Source organism: Pseudomonas sp. Irchel s3h14 (assembly GCF_900187425.1).
In the GTDB taxonomy this organism is placed as follows: Bacteria; Pseudomonadota; Gammaproteobacteria; order Pseudomonadales; family Pseudomonadaceae; genus Aquipseudomonas.
Genome location: NZ_FYDJ01000006.1, coordinates 165,864 through 185,605 on the forward strand (window position 1 = coordinate 165,864; position 19,742 = coordinate 185,605).

16 protein-coding genes are annotated in these 19,742 nt (G+C 59.8%); 11 read left to right on the forward strand and 5 right to left on the reverse strand.

Annotated elements, in window-relative coordinates; genetic code table 11:
* The first annotated feature begins 174 nt into the window (after window positions 1-174).
* Complete coding sequence (gene prmB, locus CKW16_RS14325) at window positions 175-1,083, forward strand: 50S ribosomal protein L3 N(5)-glutamine methyltransferase (RefSeq protein ID WP_095128953.1); 909 nt, start codon at window positions 175-177, stop codon at window positions 1,081-1,083.
* Between the two features lie 121 nt (window positions 1,084-1,204).
* Here the strand turns inward: prmB and CKW16_RS14330 are convergent, their stop codons facing one another.
* Together CKW16_RS14330 and CKW16_RS14335 are read right to left on the reverse strand one after the other, a co-directional pair.
* Window positions 1,205-1,996: a hypothetical protein gene (locus CKW16_RS14330; protein ID WP_095128954.1), complete on the reverse strand. Its 792-nt coding sequence runs from the start codon at window positions 1,994-1,996 to the stop codon at window positions 1,205-1,207.
* 366 nt (window positions 1,997-2,362) lie between these two features.
* Window positions 2,363-3,361, reverse strand: a complete 999-nt coding sequence (locus tag CKW16_RS14335; protein ID WP_095128955.1) for an alpha/beta hydrolase — start codon at window positions 3,359-3,361, stop codon at window positions 2,363-2,365.
* Window positions 3,362-3,444: 83 nt separating this feature from the next.
* On the opposite strand from CKW16_RS14335, the gene aroC reads away from it, so the two are divergent.
* From aroC to mtnC, 5 genes are read left to right on the forward strand one after another with little or no spacing between them, the layout of a single operon-like run.
* Window positions 3,445-4,536 (forward strand): chorismate synthase, encoded by a 1,092-nt coding sequence (aroC, locus tag CKW16_RS14340; RefSeq protein WP_095128956.1) that lies wholly within the window; start codon window positions 3,445-3,447, stop codon window positions 4,534-4,536.
* Window positions 4,537-4,564: 28 nt separating this feature from the next.
* On the forward strand, window positions 4,565-5,716 hold the full coding sequence (locus tag CKW16_RS14345) for an MFS transporter (RefSeq protein WP_095128957.1): 1,152 nt from the start codon (window positions 4,565-4,567) through the stop codon (window positions 5,714-5,716).
* Window positions 5,713-6,339 carry a methylthioribulose 1-phosphate dehydratase gene (locus tag CKW16_RS14350; RefSeq protein ID WP_095128958.1) on the forward strand — a complete coding sequence of 209 codons (627 nt, stop codon included), beginning with the start codon at window positions 5,713-5,715 and terminating at the stop codon, window positions 6,337-6,339. The genes CKW16_RS14345 and CKW16_RS14350 overlap by 4 nt, the downstream gene beginning before the upstream one ends.
* Before the next feature lie 20 nt (window positions 6,340-6,359).
* Entirely contained in the window at window positions 6,360-6,905 is a 546-nt protein-coding gene (locus CKW16_RS14355) for an acireductone dioxygenase (protein ID WP_095128959.1), read from the forward strand.
* Window positions 6,906-6,909: 4 nt separating this feature from the next.
* Window positions 6,910-7,593 (forward strand): acireductone synthase, encoded by a 684-nt coding sequence (gene mtnC / locus CKW16_RS14360; protein ID WP_095128960.1) that lies wholly within the window; start codon window positions 6,910-6,912, stop codon window positions 7,591-7,593.
* A 163-nt stretch (window positions 7,594-7,756) separates the two neighbouring features.
* Here the strand turns inward: mtnC and CKW16_RS14365 are convergent, their stop codons facing one another.
* The gene (locus CKW16_RS14365) at window positions 7,757-8,035 is read right to left on the reverse strand and encodes a DUF3509 domain-containing protein (protein WP_008146103.1); all 279 of its coding nucleotides are present in this window, start codon (window positions 8,033-8,035) and stop codon (window positions 7,757-7,759) included.
* 344 nt (window positions 8,036-8,379) lie between these two features.
* On the opposite strand from CKW16_RS14365, the gene CKW16_RS14370 reads away from it, so the two are divergent.
* Window positions 8,380-10,218 carry a long-chain-acyl-CoA synthetase gene (locus CKW16_RS14370; RefSeq protein ID WP_095128961.1) on the forward strand — a complete coding sequence of 613 codons (1,839 nt, stop codon included), beginning with the start codon at window positions 8,380-8,382 and terminating at the stop codon, window positions 10,216-10,218.
* Window positions 10,219-10,329: 111 nt separating this feature from the next.
* Window positions 10,330-10,848, forward strand: coding sequence for an ankyrin repeat domain-containing protein (locus CKW16_RS14375; RefSeq protein ID WP_095128962.1), 519 nt, complete (start codon window positions 10,330-10,332; stop codon window positions 10,846-10,848).
* A gap of 178 nt (window positions 10,849-11,026) precedes the next feature.
* On the opposite strand, the gene CKW16_RS14380 is transcribed toward CKW16_RS14375, so the two are convergent.
* Entirely contained in the window at window positions 11,027-12,367 is a 1,341-nt protein-coding gene (locus CKW16_RS14380) for a substrate-binding domain-containing protein (RefSeq protein ID WP_095128963.1), read from the reverse strand.
* A gap of 196 nt (window positions 12,368-12,563) precedes the next feature.
* Window positions 12,564-13,376, reverse strand: coding sequence for an exodeoxyribonuclease III (xthA, locus tag CKW16_RS14385; protein WP_095128964.1), 813 nt, complete (start codon window positions 13,374-13,376; stop codon window positions 12,564-12,566).
* A gap of 176 nt (window positions 13,377-13,552) precedes the next feature.
* On the opposite strand from xthA, the gene CKW16_RS14390 reads away from it, so the two are divergent.
* The 3 genes from CKW16_RS14390 (at window position 13,553) to CKW16_RS14400 (ending at window position 19,667) form a co-directional block, all read left to right on the forward strand.
* Window positions 13,553-14,203: an N-acetyltransferase gene (locus CKW16_RS14390; protein ID WP_095128965.1), complete on the forward strand. Its 651-nt coding sequence runs from the start codon at window positions 13,553-13,555 to the stop codon at window positions 14,201-14,203.
* Between the two features lie 65 nt (window positions 14,204-14,268).
* The gene (locus tag CKW16_RS14395) at window positions 14,269-15,996 is read left to right on the forward strand and encodes an autotransporter assembly complex family protein (protein ID WP_095128966.1); all 1,728 of its coding nucleotides are present in this window, start codon (window positions 14,269-14,271) and stop codon (window positions 15,994-15,996) included.
* Window positions 15,993-19,667 carry a translocation/assembly module TamB domain-containing protein gene (locus CKW16_RS14400; protein WP_095128967.1) on the forward strand — a complete coding sequence of 1,225 codons (3,675 nt, stop codon included), beginning with the start codon at window positions 15,993-15,995 and terminating at the stop codon, window positions 19,665-19,667. Before CKW16_RS14395 ends, CKW16_RS14400 begins: the two co-directional genes overlap by 4 nt.
* Window positions 19,668-19,742 lie beyond the last annotated feature (75 nt).

Below are 19,742 nucleotides of genomic sequence, written 5' to 3' on the forward strand. Positions count from 1 at the left end.
CTACCATCGTAGGCGCCGTCTTTTCTGGCTCGCAGCCTTGTCAATAGGCCCGTTTTGTTCAATAGCCGGCCGAAAAAATAGAATAGTCCTACATTTGCGCCGGTAGTTTTCCCGCGTCGTCGAGACGCGTTTTGGCTGTTAGAATCGCCAGTCGTTTTTTTTGGAGTTTGCCCCGTGATCACTTCCCGACTTCGTACCCTGCGTGACCATATCCGTTGGGCCGTCAGCCGCTTCCATGGGGAGGATCTGTTTTTCGGCCATGGGACCGACAACGCCTGGGACGAAGCGCGTCAGTTGGTGTTGGGTGCCTTGCACTTGCCGTGGGAAATCGCCGACAGCTATCTCGACTGCAATCTTGAAGAAGACGAGCTGGTCAAGCTGCAACGCATGCTCAAGCGCCGTATCGAAGAACGCATTCCTACCGCCTACCTGTTGGGTGAAGCGTGGTTTTGCGGCATGTCGTTCATTGTCGATGAGCGTGTATTGATCCCGCGTTCGCCGATTGGCGAACTGATCGAAAAACGTTTCGCGCCGTGGCTGGGTACCGAACCTGCGCGGATTCTCGACCTGTGCACCGGTTCCGGTTGCATCGGTATCGCCTGTGCCTACGAGTTCCAGAACGCCGAAGTGGTGCTGGCCGACCTGTCGTTCGAAGCGCTGGAAGTGGCCAACCAGAACATCGAGCGCCATGGCGTCGATGAGCGGGTGTACGCGGTGCAGGGCGATGGATTTGATGGTTTGCCGGGTCAGCGTTTCGACCTGATCGTGTCGAACCCACCTTACGTTGATGCGGAAGATTTCGCCGACATGCCGGACGAATACCAGCACGAACCGGAGCTGGGCCTGGCCTGCGGTGATGATGGTTTGAACCTGGTGCGTCGCATGCTCGCCGAAGCGGCGGATCACCTGACCGAGAAGGGCTTGCTGATTGTCGAAGTGGGCAACAGCCAGGTTCACGTTGAGACGCTGTACCCGGAAGTCGACTTCGCCTGGCTCGATTTCGAGCGCGGTGGGCATGGTGTATTCATGCTGACGGCGGAACAGTGCCGCAACCATCAGGCGCTGTTCGCTTCTCGCGTTTAACCCGTAACGATCGTTCCCACGCTCTGCGTGGGAATGCCTCAACGGACGCTCCGCGTTCGGCTCTTGATGGGACGCAGAGCGTCCCGGGCTGCATTCCCACGCGGAGCGTGGGAACGATCAGTCACCGGTGCGTGGCAATCCAGATCAACAATCCCGCCTGAAACACCGCAAACGCCACCAGACAGGTAATGGTAAAACGCAGTCCGGCGTCTTCGCGCTTGTACTTGCTGACTTTTTCTTCGTGTTTCTTGAGTTTGACTTCCTGCTCGGCGAGATTTTGCTCGGCTTGCTGGAGCATCTGCGCCGCCTCAAGAATTTCCACGACCTGAAGTTTTTCCGTACTCCAGTCACCCAACAGGTCGCCGACCTGCACTTCTTTGACGCTGCCCTTCAAATGCTGGGCGTCGGCGTAGATCACATCAAAACCATGCATCCGCAAAAAGTGATCGCGGCGCAGGCGAGTGTCTTCGTTCAGCGCATCCTTGTTGTTCAGGTCTGTGCCGTCGACGGTGTAGCCGGGCCATCTCTTTTTCGCCCAGGTAATGCCCTGAGCGGCCATGAAGCGACCGATGCCACGGTTCATCGGTTCGATCTGCAAACCGCTGTCAGGTCCGAAATGCACGCGCTTGGTGGCGTGATCGACCCACACGTCCAGATGATTCTGTTCCTTGCGCACGCGCTGGCCGGGCAGCGCAATGCTCATGCGCATCAGGCTGTGTTCCTTGTTGTTGCGCTCGGCGTAACCGAACTCAACAAAGCGCAGCGGCCGTCCACCGGTGTTGCGGTCGGTTTGCAATGGCGCCAGACGGAGCATCTTGTGGTGCTCGGCGTGGACGTCCGCCCACGGCAGCTCGACCACTGGTGGTGTGTCTTTTTCAGCGGTGGTGTCGGGTGAAGTCTGGGTATCAGTCATAACGGCGAGATCCTGTCCAAGCTCTGCTTGCCGCCAGTCATAGCGCTGGCGACAAAGGCTTATCGGCCGTTTTTTTCAGTACTGGAGGGTTAGGGGGCGTTCTAAACTAGTTTTCACGCCGCGCCGGGCCTGCTGTTGTGCAGGGCAAGGCGCGAGAAGCGTGGTTTGGTCATTCCAAATAAGCTTCGAGCAACGCAGCCCTGCACAACAGCAGGCCCGGCCCTTCGGGTTGTGCCTTAAAGCGGGCCAGGCTGCGTTGCAGGCCTTGGAAAGGGAACAACCATTACCAGCGGCCTGCGCCTTGCTTGGCCCGCTTTAAGGCGACAACGCGGCGTGAAAACTAGTTGAGAGCGCCCCCTACACCGCTTAACTGGTGCGAAGTCCGTCAATAAACCCGATGATTCGCGCGCCGAGTTCGGCCGCCAGCGGCAATTGCGGATCTTTGTAAGAGGCCAATTGCCGTTTTACATCGTTGGGCACGATGCGCATCACGTGGTTCATGCCTTCGATCAGCGCCAGTTCGGCGTCCGGTTTGGCGGCCTTCAACAGCCTGGCGTCACCGACGCCGACCTGGATGTCATTGCTGCCCTGGATGATCAGCGCCGGCATCTTCAACTTGGCGAACGCCGCCGCCGGGTCCTGGCGGAACAATGAAATCAGATACGGCTGCACGCTCGGGCGGAAAATCACCTGCAACTGCGGCGGAACGTTGTCGTCGGTGTGGCCAGCCTTGAGGCTGTCGAGCAGTTCATTGCTGCGCAACATCAGTGCTGGCGGCAGGCGATTGCTCAATTGTTGGCGCAGCACCTGATCGATCGGCCGGGCGCTGCCGGACATGGAAATGACCGCGGCGGCGTCCAGGCTCGGCGCCGCGAGGCTGGCGATCAAGGCGCCTTCGCTGTGGCCCAGCAGGATCAGTTGGCCAAAGCGCGGATCGGTTTTGAGCTTCTGGCCCCAGGCCTCGGCGTCGGCCACGTAGGCTTCAACCGACAGATTGCGTTCATCCGGGGTCGCCGCAAGGCTCGCCGCCACGCCGCGTTTGTCATAGCGCACGCTGGCGATGTTGTGTTTGGCCAGTACCCAAGCGAGACGCTTGAGGCTGTCGTTGCGTCCGCCGTCGGAGTTGTTTCCGTCACGATCTGTAGGACCGGAGCCGGAAATGATCAGGACAACCGGTACCGGCGTGTCGGACTTGGGCAGCAATAACGAGCCGAAAAGCTCGCCGGTGCCGGTGTCCAACGTGATCGGGCGTTGCAGGACAGTGGCCTGTACAAAGCCGGTAAACAGGGTAAGGCTCAAGGCTATAACTCGCAGCATCATCACGCCATCATGAACAAGATGCCGGTTGGACTCGCAGGCACCCATAAGGTTCGAGGATGAACTAGTTGGGTAGCCTGCGTATACTGGCGCGCATTACGTATTTGGTTCGAATTCACGGAGCGTCCTGCATGTCCGGCAATACCTACGGCAAGCTGTTCACTGTCACCACCGCGGGCGAAAGCCATGGTCCGGCGTTGGTCGCCATTGTCGATGGCTGCCCGCCGGGCCTGGAGATCTCTCTGGAGGATCTGCAGCGTGACCTGGACCGCCGCAAACCCGGCACCAGCCGCCACACCACCCAGCGCCAGGAAGCCGACGAAGTCGAAATCCTCTCCGGCGTGTTCGAAGGGCGCACCACCGGTTGCTCCATCGGCCTGTTGATTCGCAACACCGACCAGAAGTCCAAGGATTACTCGGCGATCAAGGACCTGTTCCGCCCGGCCCACGCCGACTACACCTATCACCACAAATACGGCGAGCGCGATTACCGCGGCGGCGGTCGCAGCTCGGCCCGTGAAACGGCCATGCGCGTGGCCGCCGGTGCGATTGCGAAAAAATACCTGGCCACTCAGGGCATCGTCATTCGTGGCTACATGAGCCAACTCGGCCCGATCGAAATCCCGTTCAAGACTTGGGATTCGGTAGAAGAGAACGCTTTCTTCAGCCCTGATCCGGACAAGGTCCCGGAGCTGGAGGCCTACATGGACCAGTTGCGTCGCGATCAGGATTCGGTTGGCGCGAAGATCACCGTAGTCGCTGAAGGCGTAATGCCGGGCCTCGGCGAGCCGATCTTCGACCGTCTCGATGCCGAACTCGCTCACGCGCTGATGAGCATCAACGCAGTCAAAGGCGTGGAAATCGGTGCCGGTTTCGCCAGCGTTGCCCAGCGCGGCACCGGACACCGCGATGAAATGACCCCGCAAGGTTTCCTCAGCAACAACGCGGGCGGCATTTTGGGTGGCATTTCGTCGGGTCAGCCGATCGTCGCGCACCTGGCGCTCAAGCCAACCTCGAGCATCACCACGCCGGGCCGTTCCATCGACATCCATGGCAACCCGGTGGAAGTCGTCACCAAGGGTCGCCATGACCCGTGCGTCGGCATCCGCGCCACACCGATTGCCGAAGCGATGATGGCTATCGTGCTGATGGATCACCTGTTGCGTCACCGCGGGCAGAACCTGGACGTGCGCGTGAGCACGCCGGTGCTGGGTCAGCTTTAATGGCTGACCTCAAAGCCGCTGTTGTCAGATGACAACAGCGGCGCTCCCGTACTGGCGGCTCTCCAGTTTCTATCTGTTCTATTTCGCCTTGCTCGGTTCGACAGCGCCGTTTCTGGCGCTGTACTTCGATCACTTGGGCTTTTCCAGCGCGCGCATCGGCGAGCTGGTGGCGATCCCGATGCTGATGCGCTGCGTGGCGCCGAATATCTGGGGCTGGCTCGGTGATTACACCGGCCGACGCCTGGCCATCGTGCGCTTCGGTGCGGTCTGCACGCTGCTGACGTTTTCGCTGATCTTCGTCAGCAAGACCTATGCCTGGCTGGCGATGGTCATGGCCTTGCACGCGTTCTTCTGGCACGCGGTGTTGCCGCAGTTCGAAGTCATCACGTTGGCGCACTTGCAGGGCCAGACTAACCGCTACAGCCAGATCCGCCTGTGGGGTTCCATCGGTTTTATCATCACTGTGGTCGCGCTTGGCCGGCTGTTCGAATGGTTGAGCCTGGATATCTATCCGGTGGCGCTGGTGCTGATTATGGCCGGAATCGTGCTCAGCAGTTTGTGGGTGCCGAACGCCCAACCGGCTCAGGGCAATCGAATTGCGGGAGATGGGTTTCTCAAGCAATTGCGCAATCCCGGGGTGTTGGCGTTTTACGGTTGCGTGGCGCTGATGCAGATGAGCCACGGTCCTTATTACACCTTTCTGACCTTGCACCTGGAACGACTCGGGTACAGCCGTGGACTGATCGGCGTGCTCTGGGCGGTCGGTGTGGTCGCCGAAGTCTTGATGTTTCTGGCCATGAGCAAGATCCTCGCGCGTTTCTCCGTACGTCGGGTGTTGTTGGCGAGCTTTCTGCTGGCAGCGTTGCGTTGGTTGTTGCTCGGTTCGTTTGCTGAATTCCTTTGGGTGCTGTTGTTTGCCCAGGTGCTGCACGCGGCGACATTCGGCAGCTTTCACGCGGCTGCCATCCAGTTCGTGCAACGTAGCTTCGGCGCGCGCCAACAAGGGCAGGGCCAGGCGTTGTACGCCGCACTGGCCGGCACCGGCGGCGCACTGGGCGCGTTGTATTCCGGCTACAGCTGGAATGCCCTTGGCCCCGCATTGACCTTTAGTATTGCCAGCCTCGCAGCCTTCGCGGCAGCCGTTATCATTGCCACACGTATGCAAGAGGACAGGCCATGAGCCTTACCCGTGAGCACCTCGCCCAGGAAATCATCGATGCCGGGCGTTTTCTCTATGGCCGCGGTTGGTCGCCGGCCACCAGCAGCAACTACTCGACGCGCCTGTCGCCGACTGAAGCGCTGCTGACGGTGTCCGGCAAGCACAAAGGCCAACTCGGCGTCGACGATGTGCTAGCCACCGATCTGTCCGGCAACAGCCTGGAACCGGGCAAAAAACCGTCCGCCGAAACCCTGCTGCACACCCAGCTCTACCGCTGGCGCCCGGAGATCGGCGCGGTGCTGCACACGCATTCGGTGAACGCCACGGTGCTGTCGCGCCTGACGCCGCAAGACTTCATCGAGTTCGAAGACTACGAACTGCAAAAAGCCTTCAGTGGTGTGTCCACCCACGAATCCCGGGTGCGTGTGCCGATTTTCGACAACGATCAAGACATTGCGCGCCTCGCCGCCAAGGTGCAGCCTTGGCTCCAGGCCCATCCCGATTGCGTCGGCTACCTGATCCGCGGCCACGGTCTCTACACCTGGGGCGCACGCATGAGCGATGCGCTGCGGCAGATCGAGGCCTTTGAATTTTTGTTCGAGTGCGAGTTGAAGATGCGCTCACTCTTGAACCGCCAAGCATGAACCGTTAAGGAGTTGCCCTGATGAGCAGCCTGTCCGTTTACCACGTCTCAAGCCCTGATTTGCCAAACAAGGTGCTGACGCATTTCGAAGACATCGCCTCGACCCTGGCCGAGCAGGGCGTGCGTTTCGACCGCTGGCATGCCGCGGCGAAAATCCAGCCCGGCGCCAGTCAGGAAGAAGTGATCGCCGCGTATCAGGAGCAAATCGACAAGCTGATGACCGAACGTGGTTACATCACCGTCGATGTGATCAGCCTGAACAGCGATCACCCGCAAAAAGCCGAATTGCGCGCCAAGTTTCTCGGCGAACATCGCCATGGCGAAGACGAAGTACGATTTTTCGTCGCCGGCCGTGGCTTGTTCACCCTGCACATCGACGATTACGTCTACGCGGTGCTCTGCGAGAAAAACGACCTGATCTCGGTACCGGCCGGCACCCCGCACTGGTTCGACATGGGCGAGCATCCGCATTTCGTCGCGATCCGCCTGTTCAACAACTCTGAAGGCTGGGTGGCCAATTTCACCGGCGACGACATCGCCAGTCGCTTCCCGCGTCTTGAGGACTGAGGCGATGCCGATCAAAGCGATTCTCACCGACATCGAAGGCACTACGAGCGCGGTGAGTTTTGTGTTCGACGTGCTGTTTCCCTACGCGGCCAAACACTTGCCGGATTTTGTTCGCCATAACGCCGCGCGTGCGGATGTTGCCGAGCAACTGGACGCCGTTCGCCGGGATACCAACGAGCCGAACGCCGACGTCGAGCGGGTGATCGACATTCTTCTGCAATGGATCGCCGAAGACCGCAAAGCCACGCCGCTAAAAGCGTTGCAAGGCATGGTCTGGGAGCAGGGTTATCAGGCCGGAGAGTTGAAAGGCCACGTTTACCCGGACGCCGTTGAAGCGCTCAAACGCTGGCATCAGGACGGCTTCAAACTGTTTGTTTATTCTTCGGGATCGATTCAGGCGCAAAGGCTGATCTTCGGTTGCTCGGAGGCGGGTGATTTGTCGCCGCTGCTCAGCGGCTATTTCGACACCACCTCGGGGCCCAAGCGTGAAGCGCAGTCCTACGAGCGCATTACCCAGGCCATTGGCCTGGACGCTTCGCAGATCCTGTTTCTGTCCGACATCGTCGAGGAACTGGACGCGGCGCGCACGGCGGGAATGGCGACGTGCGGGCTGGCCCGTGACGGCGGGGAGCTGGCGGGGCATGTGACCGTCGACAGTTTTGCGCGGATCAACCCTTCTACCCTGTAACCACATAACTCACATAACCTGTAGGAGCCGAGCTTGCTCGCGATGGCGGTGTATCAGGCGACATTAGTGCTGACTGACACGCCGCCATCGCGAGCAAGCTCGGCTCCTACAGGCCGTGAAGCGAAAGCTCTCACGGCCTGTTTGTTTACAGCTCTGGAACGGTTTAAACCGAGTGATACGTCGGCAGGGCAAACCGCTGCTGGCTTTGCAGCATGGAAATCTGCGGCAGTTCGCTTGCCTGTTCGGCGATGTCACGGCGAATGGCACTGATCACCCAGGACAGCTGATCGCCAGCATGCAATTGCTGGTAGGAAATCGAGCGTTTGAAGACTTTGCCGTCGGTGCTGCTCAAGGTCAGCAGAATGCCGCCGTCAGGACGTGGCTGGGTGGTCACTTCGAAGTTGGAGAACAGGGACGAAAATTTTTCTTGGATCAGGTTCATGTCTATCAGCTCCGTTAGCTCTTGAATGGCAAGCATGCAGAGGTAGTTGCAGTGATTGTGCCAGCACCTGATTTTTTAAAAATCGTTATAAATCAATAAGTTGATCTTTCAGTGATTTTTCGCTTTCGTGCAATCTGCATGAATGGCCATCGTGCATCCTGCATTTTGCGTGGTCGACGTCGATTCGATGGAACCATTTGCCCGGCGCAGGCTCACGATTTCGAATACCGCAGCCGTGGATACAAATCATTTCAAAAACCGCGTGTACAGCTCAGGAACCGCTGACGTATTTTCGGCCTCAATCAACGCCGCCCGAACAATAAAAAGATCGACCGGGAGCAACCATGAGCCGCACGCCGAACGACACGATTACCTGGGGCATGATGCTCCGCAAGCTGCCTTCCATTGCCAAAGCCATTCCTCGCGTGGTGAAGGGCATGAAAGCCGCCAACGTCAAGGACCCGACCCAACCGTGCGGCCTGGGCTGGAGCTTCGAACAAGCGACGTTGCGCAATCCCGATGGCCCGGCATTGCTGCAGGGTGAAGTGGCGCTGACTTATTTTCAGGTCAACCAATGGGCCAATCGCATTGCCCATCACCTGATTGCCCAAGGCATCCGCAAGGGCGACGTGGTGGCGGTCTTTATCGAGAATCGCCCGGAACTGCTGGTGACGATTCTGGCGGTGGCCAAGGTCGGCGCGATCAGTGCCTTGCTCAATACGTCGCAGACCCGCGATACCCTGGCCCACAGCCTGAACCTGGTGGCACCCGCGGCGATCATTGTCGGAGAAGAGCTGGTCCCGGCGTTTTCGGCGGTCCGCGAACGGGTGTCGATCGAGGCGGCGCGCACCTGGTTCGTCGCTGATCGAGACACCTTCAGCCATCCGGGTATTGCGCCCGACGGGTTCATCAACCTGATGACCGCCAGTGCTGACAGCTCCGGCGCTAACCCCGTCAGCAGTCAGCAGGTTTTTTTCGACGACCCTTGTTTCTATATCTACACCTCGGGCACCACTGGCTTACCCAAGGCCGGGGTGTTCAAACACGGCCGCTGGATGCGTAGCTCCGCAAGCTTCGGGCTGATCGCCTTGGATATGCGTCCGGAGGATGTCGTCTATTGCACCTTGCCGCTCTATCACGCCACCGGGCTGTGCGTGTGCTGGGGCTCGGCGATCAGTGGCGCCTCGGGCTTCGCCATTCGCCGCAAGTTCAGCGCCAGTCAATTCTGGAACGACGTGCGCAAGTACCGCGCGACCACCCTCGGTTATGTCGGCGAATTGTGCCGCTACCTCGTGGATCAACCGCCCAGCGCCGACGACAGCAAGCACAGCGTGACGAAGATGATCGGCAATGGCCTGCGCCCCGGCGCGTGGGGCGAGTTCAAGACGCGATTCGGGGTGAACCACATCTGCGAGCTCTACGCCGCCAGCGACGGCAACATCGGTTTCACCAACATCCTCAACTTTGATAACACCGTCGGTTTTTCCCTGATGTCATGGGAGTTGGCCGCGTACGACCACGACAGCGGCGCGCCGATTCGGGATGCCCAGGGCTTCATGCGCAAAGTCGCCAAAGGCGAGCAGGGTTTGTTGCTGGCGAAGATCGACGACAAGGCGCCGCTGGACGGCTACACCGATCCGCAGAAGACCGAAAAGGTTGTGCTGCACGACGTGTTCGAGAAGGGCGACCGTTACTTCAATACCGGGGACCTGCTGCGCAACATCGGTTTCGGTCATGCGCAGTTTGTTGACCGTTTGGGTGATACCTTCCGCTGGAAGGGTGAAAACGTCTCGACCACCGAGGTCGAGAACATCCTTCTGCAACACCCGAATATTTCCGAAGCCGTGGCCTACGGCGTGGAAATCCGCAACACCAACGGGCGTGCGGGGATGGCGGCGATTACGCCAGCCGAGTCCCTGGCGACCCTGGATTTCAGTGAGCTGCTGGCTTTCGCTCGTGAACAAATGCCCGCCTATGCGGTGCCCTTGTTCCTGCGAGTCAAAGTGAAAATGGAGACCACCGGCACCTTCAAATATCAGAAGACCCGCCTCAAGGACGAAGCCTTCGACCCCGGCAAAACCGGCGATGATCCGATCTACGCCTGGCTGCCGGGGACCCAGACTTACGTGCAGGTCACTCCGCAGTTGCTGGCGGATATTCACGGCGGCGCTTTTCGTTATTGAATGCAGCGCTATTGAATGTGGCTATGGCCGTCCATGAGAAAAAAGAAGTGACAGCCTCGGGGCTGCTCGGGAAACTGTCGGCTTTGCGAATAACCGAACGTGGAGTGCCCAATGTCAGACCAAAGCCGCCAGATGTCCCCCGAAGAAGCCGCTGAATTTGCCGAACAGGTATTCAACAAGGCGCGCGAGGGCGATGCGGCCATGATGGCTGCGCTGTTGACCAAGGGCTTGCCGCCGAACTTGCGTAACCACAAGGGCGACACCTTGCTGATGCTGGCCGCTTACCACGGCCATGTGGAGACGGTAAAAGTCCTGCTCGAACACAAGGCTGACCCGGAAATCCGCAACGACAACGGCCAGAGCCCGATTGCCGGCGCGGCGTTCAAAGGTGACCTGGCGGTGGTCAAGGCACTGGTTGAAGGCGGCGCGCAAGTCGAAGGTTCGTCCTTCGACGGTCGTACGGCGCTGATGATGGCGGCGATGTTCAATCGCGTCGAAATCGTCGACTACCTGATCAGCAAAGGCGCCGACCCGAAAGCCAAGGACACCAATGGCGTCTCTGCGCTGGATGCCGCCAAGACGATGGGCGCGGTGGACACCACGGCGCAGTTGCAGAAACTGCTTGGCTGATTTGCACCCTGTAGCTGCCATGTAGCAGCTGTCGAGCTTGCGAGGCTGCGTTCGGCTGCGCAGCAGTCGTAAAACCTGTATGTGCGGTCTCCCTGAAACACCGCATCGCCTGATTTCACGACTGCTGCGCAGCCGAACGCAGCCTCGCAAGCTCGACAGCTGCTACACATACACACCGTCAATACACCCAAACCTCAACCCGCCGATTCTTGATTCGCCCCTCATCCGCGCTATTGGCCGCCACTGGCATCTCGGCGCCAAAACCACGAATCTCGCGAAACACCACGCCGCTTTTCACCAGTTCCCGCCGCACCGCCATCGCGCGCAGTTTCGACAGCAGATCGGCGCGGGCCGGATCACTTTTGGCGTCGCCAAACCCCACCAGCGTCACCTGCCGATTGGTCTTGTCACGCTGCTTTATATAGTCGAGTACCCGCCACAGGTCCTGCCGGGCCTTGTTGTCCAGCGTCGCACTGCCTTCTTCGAAACGGAAATTCACTGTCAGTCGTTGGGCATGGCGACTGAGCGCCTGATAACCCTCAGGCATCAATGCATTCGGCGTGACGGTCATGGCCTGGACGGTCTGGGCGATAAAGCCATTGGCCGCAACAATCGCCTGACCCTTGCTGCTTTGTGCGAACGCCACCAGTGCGTCGGCCCAAGGGTTTTTCCCGTTGGGCGGCAAGTAAAAGAACAGCCGGCGGGACAGCGGATAGTCTTCCGTGGCAATCAGGCTGTTGAGCGGCAACATGGCTTGGGATTGGCCGTCGGCAATCGCCACGGCTTTGGCCTGACGCACATAAGGCAGGCCGATGAAGCCGATACCTTGCGGGTCGAGGCTGACCGCATCGGACAATTGCTCGCTGGATTCGAACCGTTTCGCAGCGCTGCTCAGTGTTTTCCCACGACGGCTGAGGACCAATTCCTTGAACGTGTCGTAGGTGCCCGATTGGTCATCCCGCGCATAGAGATGAATCGTCCCACCGCTGCCGCCGAGTTCTTCCCAGGTTTTTGCCTCGCCGCTGAAGATTCTTGCCAGTTGTTCGGTGTTCAGTTCACTCAACGGATTTTGCGGATGAAGGATGATTGCCAGGCCATCGATGGCGATGACCTGCTCGGCGCCGGGGCTTTTAAAGTCGCCCAGGCGTGCAAGGTCTGTCCGTTCGCTGTCCTTGATCGGGCGCGAAGAGGCGGCGAGGTCGGCGGTGGCGGTTTTCAGGGCGGTGAAACCGGTGCTGGAACCGTGGGCGGCAATGTCCACCGCGACCCGGCGGCCCTGAACGGTTTCGCCGATGACGCGCAGTTCGTTGGCTTTGTCCGGGGCTTCGCTGTGAATCTTCAGCAGGCCCTGTTCGCGCATCAATCCCTCAACCAACGCCGGGCCCAATGCCGCGCCAATGGTGTTGGAACCCTGGATGCGCAGCACCGGGCCAGACTCGGGCGTCGGCAACGCGCCCGCCGAAGTCGTCAGCGGCAGCCAGGCGCACAGCATCAACAGGAACAACACGCGTAGCGTCATGCCGGCACCTTATAAGCCAAAGGAAGTGCCGGGAGAATAAGACAGTAAGGTTTCTGAAAGATGACAGGGTGAGTGATCGTTCCCACGCTCTGCGTGGGAATGCATCCCGTGACGCTCTGCGTCACCTCCAGAGGCGGAACGCGGAGCGTCCCTGGCGGCATTTCCACGCGGAGCGTGGGAACGATCTAAAGCGGGATCAGCTCAGTTCAAGCCAGATCGGCGCGTGATCCGACGGTTTTTCCATCCCGCGCAATTCGTAATCCACACCCGCATCCTTCACGCGTGGCAACAACCCGTGGGACGCCATGATCAAGTCAATCCGCAGCCCACGCTTGGGCTCATCCTCAAAACCGCGGCTACGGTAGTCGAACCAGCTGAAACGGTCGGCCACCTCCGGGTTCAAGTGACGGAAGCTGTCCACCAGGCCCCAGTTCTTCAAGCGAGCCATCCACTCGCGCTCTTCCGGCAGGAAGCTACATTTGCCGGTTTTCAGCCAGCGTTTCATGTTGTCCGGGCCGATACCGATGTCGCAGTCTTCCGGGGAAATGTTCACGTCGCCCATCACCACCACCGGCTGATCGTTGCTGAACTGGCTTTCCAGCAATTGTTGCAGATCGCTGTAAAAGCGTTCCTTGGCCGGGAACTTGGTCGGGTGATCGCGACTTTCGCCCTGTGGGAAATAGCCGTTCATGATGGTCACCGGCACACCATTGGCGTCGGCGAACGTGCCCCAGATGAAGCGGCGCTGAGCGTCTTCTTCATCGGTGGCGAAACCTTTGTGCAGCGCGATAGGTTCCTGACGCGAGAGCAGGGCGACGCCGTAATGACCTTTTTGACCGTGGAAATACACGTGATAACCCAGCGCCTGAACCTCGGCCAGCGGGAATTGGTCGTCGTGAACCTTGGTTTCCTGCAAGCCGATAACGTCTGGCTGATGCTTTTCGATCAGCGCTGCCAGCTGATGCGGGCGAGCGCGCAGCCCGTTGATGTTGAAGGAGACGATCTTCATGGTCGGCAGTCCTGGCAAAAGGGCGATGCTAGCTGACATGTAGGATCGGGGCCAGCGTGGCAGTAGTCCAAATGCGCTGCTAATGTCTGGGGGCGTGGGAACGATCGCGACTGCGCAAGGCTCGTACCAATAAGAACGAGGCCTTTTTGAGCCTCGCCCAGGGGAGAACTACCGTTATGCCCGAAACCTCGACCGTCATCGCCGATATTCACATGCTCGACAGCGGCTATTCCCGCGAAGCACGTTCGTTGTTGTACCAGGCTTACCGGCATGAGCCGACGTTCGGCTACCTGTTCGAAGCGGAGCGTCCCGGCTATGAACAACGGGTCCGCGCCACTGTGCGTGAACTGGTCAAGCAACACTTTTTTCAGGAATTGCCGGCCATCGGCCTGCTGGTCAACGACCGGTTGATCGGCATCGCGCTGATCGCGCCGCCGCAACGCCGCCTGGGCATCACTGAAAGTTGGGCCTGGCGTCTGCGCATGGTGCTCAGCACCGGGTTTCGCTGCACCCGACGTTATCTCGAGTATCACGATGCCGTGATGGCTTGCGTGCCGTCCGACTCGGTGCACCTGCTGCCGTTGCTGGGGGTTCATCCGCAATTTCAGGGCCAACACTTTGGCGAACAATTGCTGCAAGCGGTGCACAACTGGTGCGCAGTGGATGAACACTCCGAGGGCGTAATCCTCGATACCGGGAATCCTCGTTATCTGGAGTTCTACAAGCGTCAGGGTTATGAGGAAATCGGTGAGGTCGCCGTAGGACCGATTCGCGAACACGTGTTTTTCCATGCCAATCCGCAGGTGTTACAAACTGCAACGGCATAAAGGTAGAACTTTCACCGCACGCCAGGCTCTATCACGCTCCCAAGCTCGTGATAGCATCCGCGCCTATGAATTTTCCAGGAAGAATGACCAGCGGCGTGCTGATGCTGATTACCAGCTGCGCGGCGCTGGCGCAAAGTGAATTGGATGTGCGGATCAAACCGTCCAACGATGAACTGAAAGCCAATATAGAGGGCTATATCGGCAGCCTCGGCGATCGTGACGAAGAAGCCTTGCTGCGCTTCAGTCGTGGCGCCGAAGAACAGGCACGCAAGGCCGCCCAGGCCTTGGGTTATTACCAGCCGCAGATCGACTCGGATGTGAAGGGCGGCAAGACGCCGCGCCTGGTGCTGAACATCGATCCCGGCGAGCCGGTGCATTTGCGCAATGTCACTATTCGCATCGACGGCCCGGCCGCCTCCCTCAAATCCTTCCGTGTACCCAAAAGCGATGCGCTGAAAACCGGCGCCGTGCTCAACCATGGCCATTACGAAGACGCCAAACGCCTGATTCAGAATCAGGCCTCGCGCTATGGCTTTTTCAGTGGTTATTTCAGCAGCCAGAAATTGTTGGTCGACCCGCGAGCCGGCGTCGCCGACATCGAACTGATCTATAACAGCGGCCCGCGTTATTCATTGGGTAAGGTCAGTTTTGAAGGTGACACGCCGTTCGACGAAGACCTGCTGCGGCGCATGGTGCCCTTCAAGGCGGGCGCGCCTTATGACTCCGAACTGATCGCCGAACTCAGTCAGGCCATGCAATCGAGCGGCTATTTCGAAAGCGTGCGGGTGGATGCGGCGCCGACGGCGTCCAAGAACGACGTGATCCCGGTGGACGTCAAACTCGAAACCCGCAAACCACGGACCATGGGTCTGGGGCTGGGTTATTCCACCGACGTCGGCCCACGGGTCAAGGCCAACTGGACCCGGCATTGGGTCAACCCTCAAGGGCACAGTTATGGCTGGGAGACTGAAGTTTCCGCGCCCCGGCAGAACGTCGGTGTGTTCTACGACATTCCCCTGGACCCGCCGCTGACCGACAAACTGCGGTTCGCCGGTGGTTATCAGAACGAAGAAATCGCAGACAAGGACTCCCTCAGCAAACTGCTGACCGTCGGCCCCGAGTGGCACAGCAAGTTGCCCAGCGGTTGGCAGCGGGTGGTGTCGCTCAAGTGGCAGCGCGAGGAATACAGGCTCGGCGACGACTCAGGGCTCAGCACGTTGCTGATGCCTGGCGTCAGCTATTCCTACCTGAAAAGTGATAACCGCATCGACCCGCACAACGGTTATCGCCTGGAATTCGAGACCAAAGTGGCCAAGGAAGGTTTGGGCTCCGACACCAACCTGCTTTACGGCACCGCGTTGGTGAAAGGCTTGACCACGGTCTTCGACAAACACCGCTTCCTCGGTCGGGTGCAGGTCGGCGGTAGCGCCACCAATGGCTATAAATCAGTGCCGCCGTCGTTGCGCTTCTTTGCCGGTGGCGATCAGAGCGTGCGCGGGTACGATTACCAGAGCCTGTCCCCGGAGAACTCCGAGGGCGACCGCATCGGTGGCCGCTACATGGTTGCCGGCAGCGTCGAGTATCAGTACTCCATCGCCGAAAAATGGCGAGTCGCGACGTTCATCGATCAGGGCAACTCTTTCAATACCCTCGAACTGCCAAACCTCAAGACCGGTGTCGGTATCGGTGTGCGCTGGGTTTCTCCGGTGGGGCCGATACGCCTCGACCTGGCTCATGCGATGGACGACGACGGCGGCATTCGATTGCACTTTTCCATGGGGCCTGAGCTGTGAAGCGTGGTTTGAAAGTAACGCTGCTGGCGATTCTGGCGCTGCTGATGCTGGTCGTCCTGACCGTGGCCACGGTGCTGGGCACGGCAACGGGCAGTCGCTGGGCGCTGGTGTTTGTGCCAGGTTTGACCGTCGAGAATTTCCAGGGTCGTTTGGGCGGACAGTGGAGTGCCGACCATCTGCTGTGGCAGCAGGACAGTAGTCGAGTCGAGCTGAACAAGGTGATTTTCGCCTGGTCGCCGTTGTGCCTGACGCGCATGACCCTGTGCATCGAGCAATTGAAAGCCGATCAGGTCAGCCTGCAATTTCCGCCCGGCACGGAAGAAGAAAGCAGCGGGCCGATCAGTCTCCCGGATTTGAAACTGCCTTTGGCCATCGAGCTGGGCGATGTCCAGGTCGGCAGCCTGATGTTCAACGGCAGCGAAGAACTCAAGGGCCTGCAACTGGCGGCGCACTGGACGGTCAACGGCTTGCAGATCGACTCCGTTCATTTGCAAAGGGATGACCTGAGCCTGAATCTTTCAGGCCTGCTGCAACCCAGCGGCAACTGGCCGCTCAAGGCCGAAGGCAAACTGACCCTGCCAGCCCCCGGCACCGGGCCTTGGACGCTGGCGCTGAAGGTCGACGGCGATCTGCTGAAAACCCTGAACCTGAAAGCCGACAGCAGCGGTTACCTCAACGGGCAATTGACCGGCGAACTGCAACCGCTGGTGGAAAACCTGCCGGCCAAGGTGCGGATCACCGGTGACGGTTTCAAGCCTAGCGCCGATCTGCCGGACACCCTGCAACTCAACCAACTGGAACTCACCGGCGACGGCGACCTGAAAAACGGTTACCAGTTGCTTGGCAGAGCCACGTTGCCTGGCGAAAAAGGACCCGTCGCGTTGTTGCTGCAAGGCAAGGTCGACACCAATGGCGCTCAGATCGCCGGGTTGGACCTCACTGCCAACGACAAGCAAAGCCTGAAACTCACCGGCAACCTCGACTGGAGCAAAGGCCTGAGCGCCGATGCCAAAATCGACTGGCTGGATTTCCCGTGGCACAGCCTTTATCCACTGATCGACGAGCCCGAAGTGGCGTTGCGCAGCTTCAACGGTGAAGTCTCCTACACCGACGGTAAATACCTCGGCAACTTCAAAGCCGCACTCGACGGCCCGGCCGGGGCGTTCAGCCTTACCAGCCCGTTCAGCGGTGATCTGACGAAAATCTACCTGCAACAAATTCAACTCGAAGCCGGGCAGGGCAAGGCCGAAGGGCACCTGAACCTGCAGTTCGCCGACGGCATTGCCTGGGACACCGCGCTGGACCTGTCGGCGATCAATCCGGCGTATTGGGTCGCGGAGTTGCCGGGCACCCTGGCCGGACCGTTGCGCAGTAAAGGCGAGATGAAGAATGAAAAACTCAGCCTGACCGCTGATCTCGATCTGAAAGGCAAGCTGCGCGGCCAACCGGCAGTGGTCCAGGCCAAAGCCGATGGCGGCGGCGAGCAATGGAACCTCAGCGCATTGCAGATTCGCCTCGGCGACAACAGCATCAACGGCAAGGGCAGTCTGCAACAGAAGCTCGCCGGTCAGATCGATATCAAGCTGCCGCGCCTGGGCCAGCTGTGGCCGCAACTGCGCGGTCAGCTCAATGGTCGCGTCGATGTCGCCGGGACACTCAAGGCCCCGCAAGGCAAGCTCGGGCTGCAAGGCACGCAACTGGCCTTCGAAGACAATCGCCTGCAAAGCCTGAATCTGGACGCCACCCTCGACAGCGCGCAGCGCGCGAAAATCGACCTCAAGGGCAGCGGCATTCAGGCCGGTGAGACGTCACTGGGGACGCTGACCGCCAGCGGCCAGGGTGATATCAAAAACCAGAAACTCACCCTCGACCTGCAAGGGCCGAAGCTGAAACTCGCGCTCGGCCTCGACGGCAATCTGGACCAAGGCAATTGGCGTGGGCGCCTGGCCAGCGGCGATATCCAGGCCGGCGGTCAAGACTGGAAACTGCAAGGTCCGGCGAAGTTGGAGCGGCTGGCGGACGGCAAGATCAATTTTGGCGCTCACTGCTGGACGTCCGGCCCGGCCAGCCTGTGCGGTGAGGATCAGCGCCTGATGCCTGAGCCGAAGCTGCGTTATCACCTCAAACAATTCCCGATCGACAGCCTGGCGCAGTGGTTGCCCAAAGATTTCACCTGGAAGGGCCGGCTCAACGCCGACCTGCAACTGGACCTGCCGGCCAGCGGCCCGAACGGCCAGATCAGCGTCGATGCCAGCGGCGGCACGTTGCGCATCAAGGAGAAGGACCAGTGGCTGGATTTCCCGTACCAGACCCTGAAACTCAACAGCAAACTCACGCCCAAGCGCATCGACACTGACCTCAACTTCGTCGGCGGCAAGCTCGGTGAGCTTATGCTCCAGGCGCAGATCAATCCGTTGCCGAAGGACAAGCCACTGACCGGCTCATTCCGTTTGAATGGACTGGACCTGTCGGTGGCGCGGCCGTTTGTGCCGATGGTCGAGAAACTGACCGGACGCTTGAATGGCAGCGGCACGCTCGCAGGTACGCTGCTGGCGCCGCAGGTCAACGGCAATCTGCTGCTCAGCGATGGTGAGATTTCCGGGCCTGAACTGCCGATGGACCTTGAAGCGCTGCAACTTCAAGCCGTGATCGCTGGCGAAACCGTGCAATTGAACGGCGGCTGGAAAAGCGGCAAGACCGGGCAGGGCACCTTGAGCGGCAACATCGCCTGGGGTCAGGCATTGGTGGTGGATCTGGCGCTCAAAGGTACGCAATTGCCCGTCACCGTCGAGCCGTACGCCAAGCTGGAAGTGGCGCCGGACCTGAAGATTTCGGTGAAGGACGACAAACTGGCGATCACCGGCAAAGTGTTGGTGCCGAAAGGCGAGATCACCGTGCGCGAGTTGCCGCCATCGACGGTCAAGGTGTCCGATGACACGGTGATCGTCGGTCAGCAGACCGAAGAGGGCAAACCGCCGATGGCCATGGCGATGGACATCGATGTGGTGGTCGGTCAGGACAAACTCAGCTTCGCCGGGTTTGGCCTGACCGCCAACCTGCAAGGTCATGTGCACATCGGCGACAACATGGACACCCGCGGCGAGCTCTGGCTCAACGATGGGCGATACCGTGCCTATGGTCAGCGATTGACCGTGCGCCGGGCGCGTTTGCTGTTTGCAGGTCCCATCGATCAGCCGTATCTGGACATCGAAGCAATCCGCCAGACCGACGACGTGATCGCCGGCATTCGCCTGAGCGGCAGCGCCGAGCAGCCGACCACACAGATCTTCTCCGAGCCGGCCATGAGTCAGGAACAGGCGTTGTCCTATCTGGTGCTGGGGCGTCCGCTGAGCACCAGCGGTGAGGACAACAACATGCTGGCTCAAGCGGCCCTCGGGTTGGGCTTGATGGGCAGTTCGGGAGTGACCAGCGGCTTGGCCAAGAACCTGGGGATTCAGGACTTCCAGCTCGACACTCAGGGCAGCGGCAACGCCACCAGCGTGGTAGCCAGCGGCAATATCTCCGAGAAGCTCAGCCTGCGTTATGGCGTTGGCGTGTTCGAGCCGGCCAACACCATCGCCTTGCGTTACAAGCTGAGCAAGAAGGTCTACCTCGAAGCGGCGGGCGGCGTGGCCAGTTCGCTGGACATCTTCTACAAGCGGGATTTCTAAACTCCCGCTCCTCCAAAACCGATTCGCTGCCTTCGCGAGCAAGCCCGCTCCCACATTTAACCGCGTTTGCCCAGA

Bases quoted from the DNA above. Each gene is read 5' to 3' on its own strand.
- CKW16_RS14330 (WP_095128954.1), bottom strand. From the start codon at position 1,996: ATGACTGATACCCAGACTTCACCCGACACCACCGCTGAAAAAGACACA.
- CKW16_RS14335 (WP_095128955.1), bottom strand. From the start codon at position 3,361: ATGGGTGCCTGCGAGTCCAACCGGCATCTTGTTCATGATGGCGTGATG.
- aroC (WP_095128956.1), top strand. From the start codon at position 3,445: ATGTCCGGCAATACCTACGGCAAGCTGTTCACTGTCACCACCGCGGGC.
- CKW16_RS14345 (WP_095128957.1), top strand. From the start codon at position 4,565: ATGACAACAGCGGCGCTCCCGTACTGGCGGCTCTCCAGTTTCTATCTG.
- CKW16_RS14350 (WP_095128958.1), top strand. From the start codon at position 5,713: ATGAGCCTTACCCGTGAGCACCTCGCCCAGGAAATCATCGATGCCGGG.
- CKW16_RS14355 (WP_095128959.1), top strand. From the start codon at position 6,360: ATGAGCAGCCTGTCCGTTTACCACGTCTCAAGCCCTGATTTGCCAAAC.
- mtnC (WP_095128960.1), top strand. From the start codon at position 6,910: ATGCCGATCAAAGCGATTCTCACCGACATCGAAGGCACTACGAGCGCG.
- CKW16_RS14365 (WP_008146103.1), bottom strand. From the start codon at position 8,035: ATGAACCTGATCCAAGAAAAATTTTCGTCCCTGTTCTCCAACTTCGAA.
- CKW16_RS14370 (WP_095128961.1), top strand. From the start codon at position 8,380: ATGAGCCGCACGCCGAACGACACGATTACCTGGGGCATGATGCTCCGC.
- CKW16_RS14375 (WP_095128962.1), top strand. From the start codon at position 10,330: ATGTCAGACCAAAGCCGCCAGATGTCCCCCGAAGAAGCCGCTGAATTT.
- CKW16_RS14380 (WP_095128963.1), bottom strand. From the start codon at position 12,367: ATGACGCTACGCGTGTTGTTCCTGTTGATGCTGTGCGCCTGGCTGCCG.
- xthA (WP_095128964.1), bottom strand. From the start codon at position 13,376: ATGAAGATCGTCTCCTTCAACATCAACGGGCTGCGCGCTCGCCCGCAT.
- CKW16_RS14390 (WP_095128965.1), top strand. From the start codon at position 13,553: ATGCCCGAAACCTCGACCGTCATCGCCGATATTCACATGCTCGACAGC.
- CKW16_RS14395 (WP_095128966.1), top strand. From the start codon at position 14,269: ATGAATTTTCCAGGAAGAATGACCAGCGGCGTGCTGATGCTGATTACC.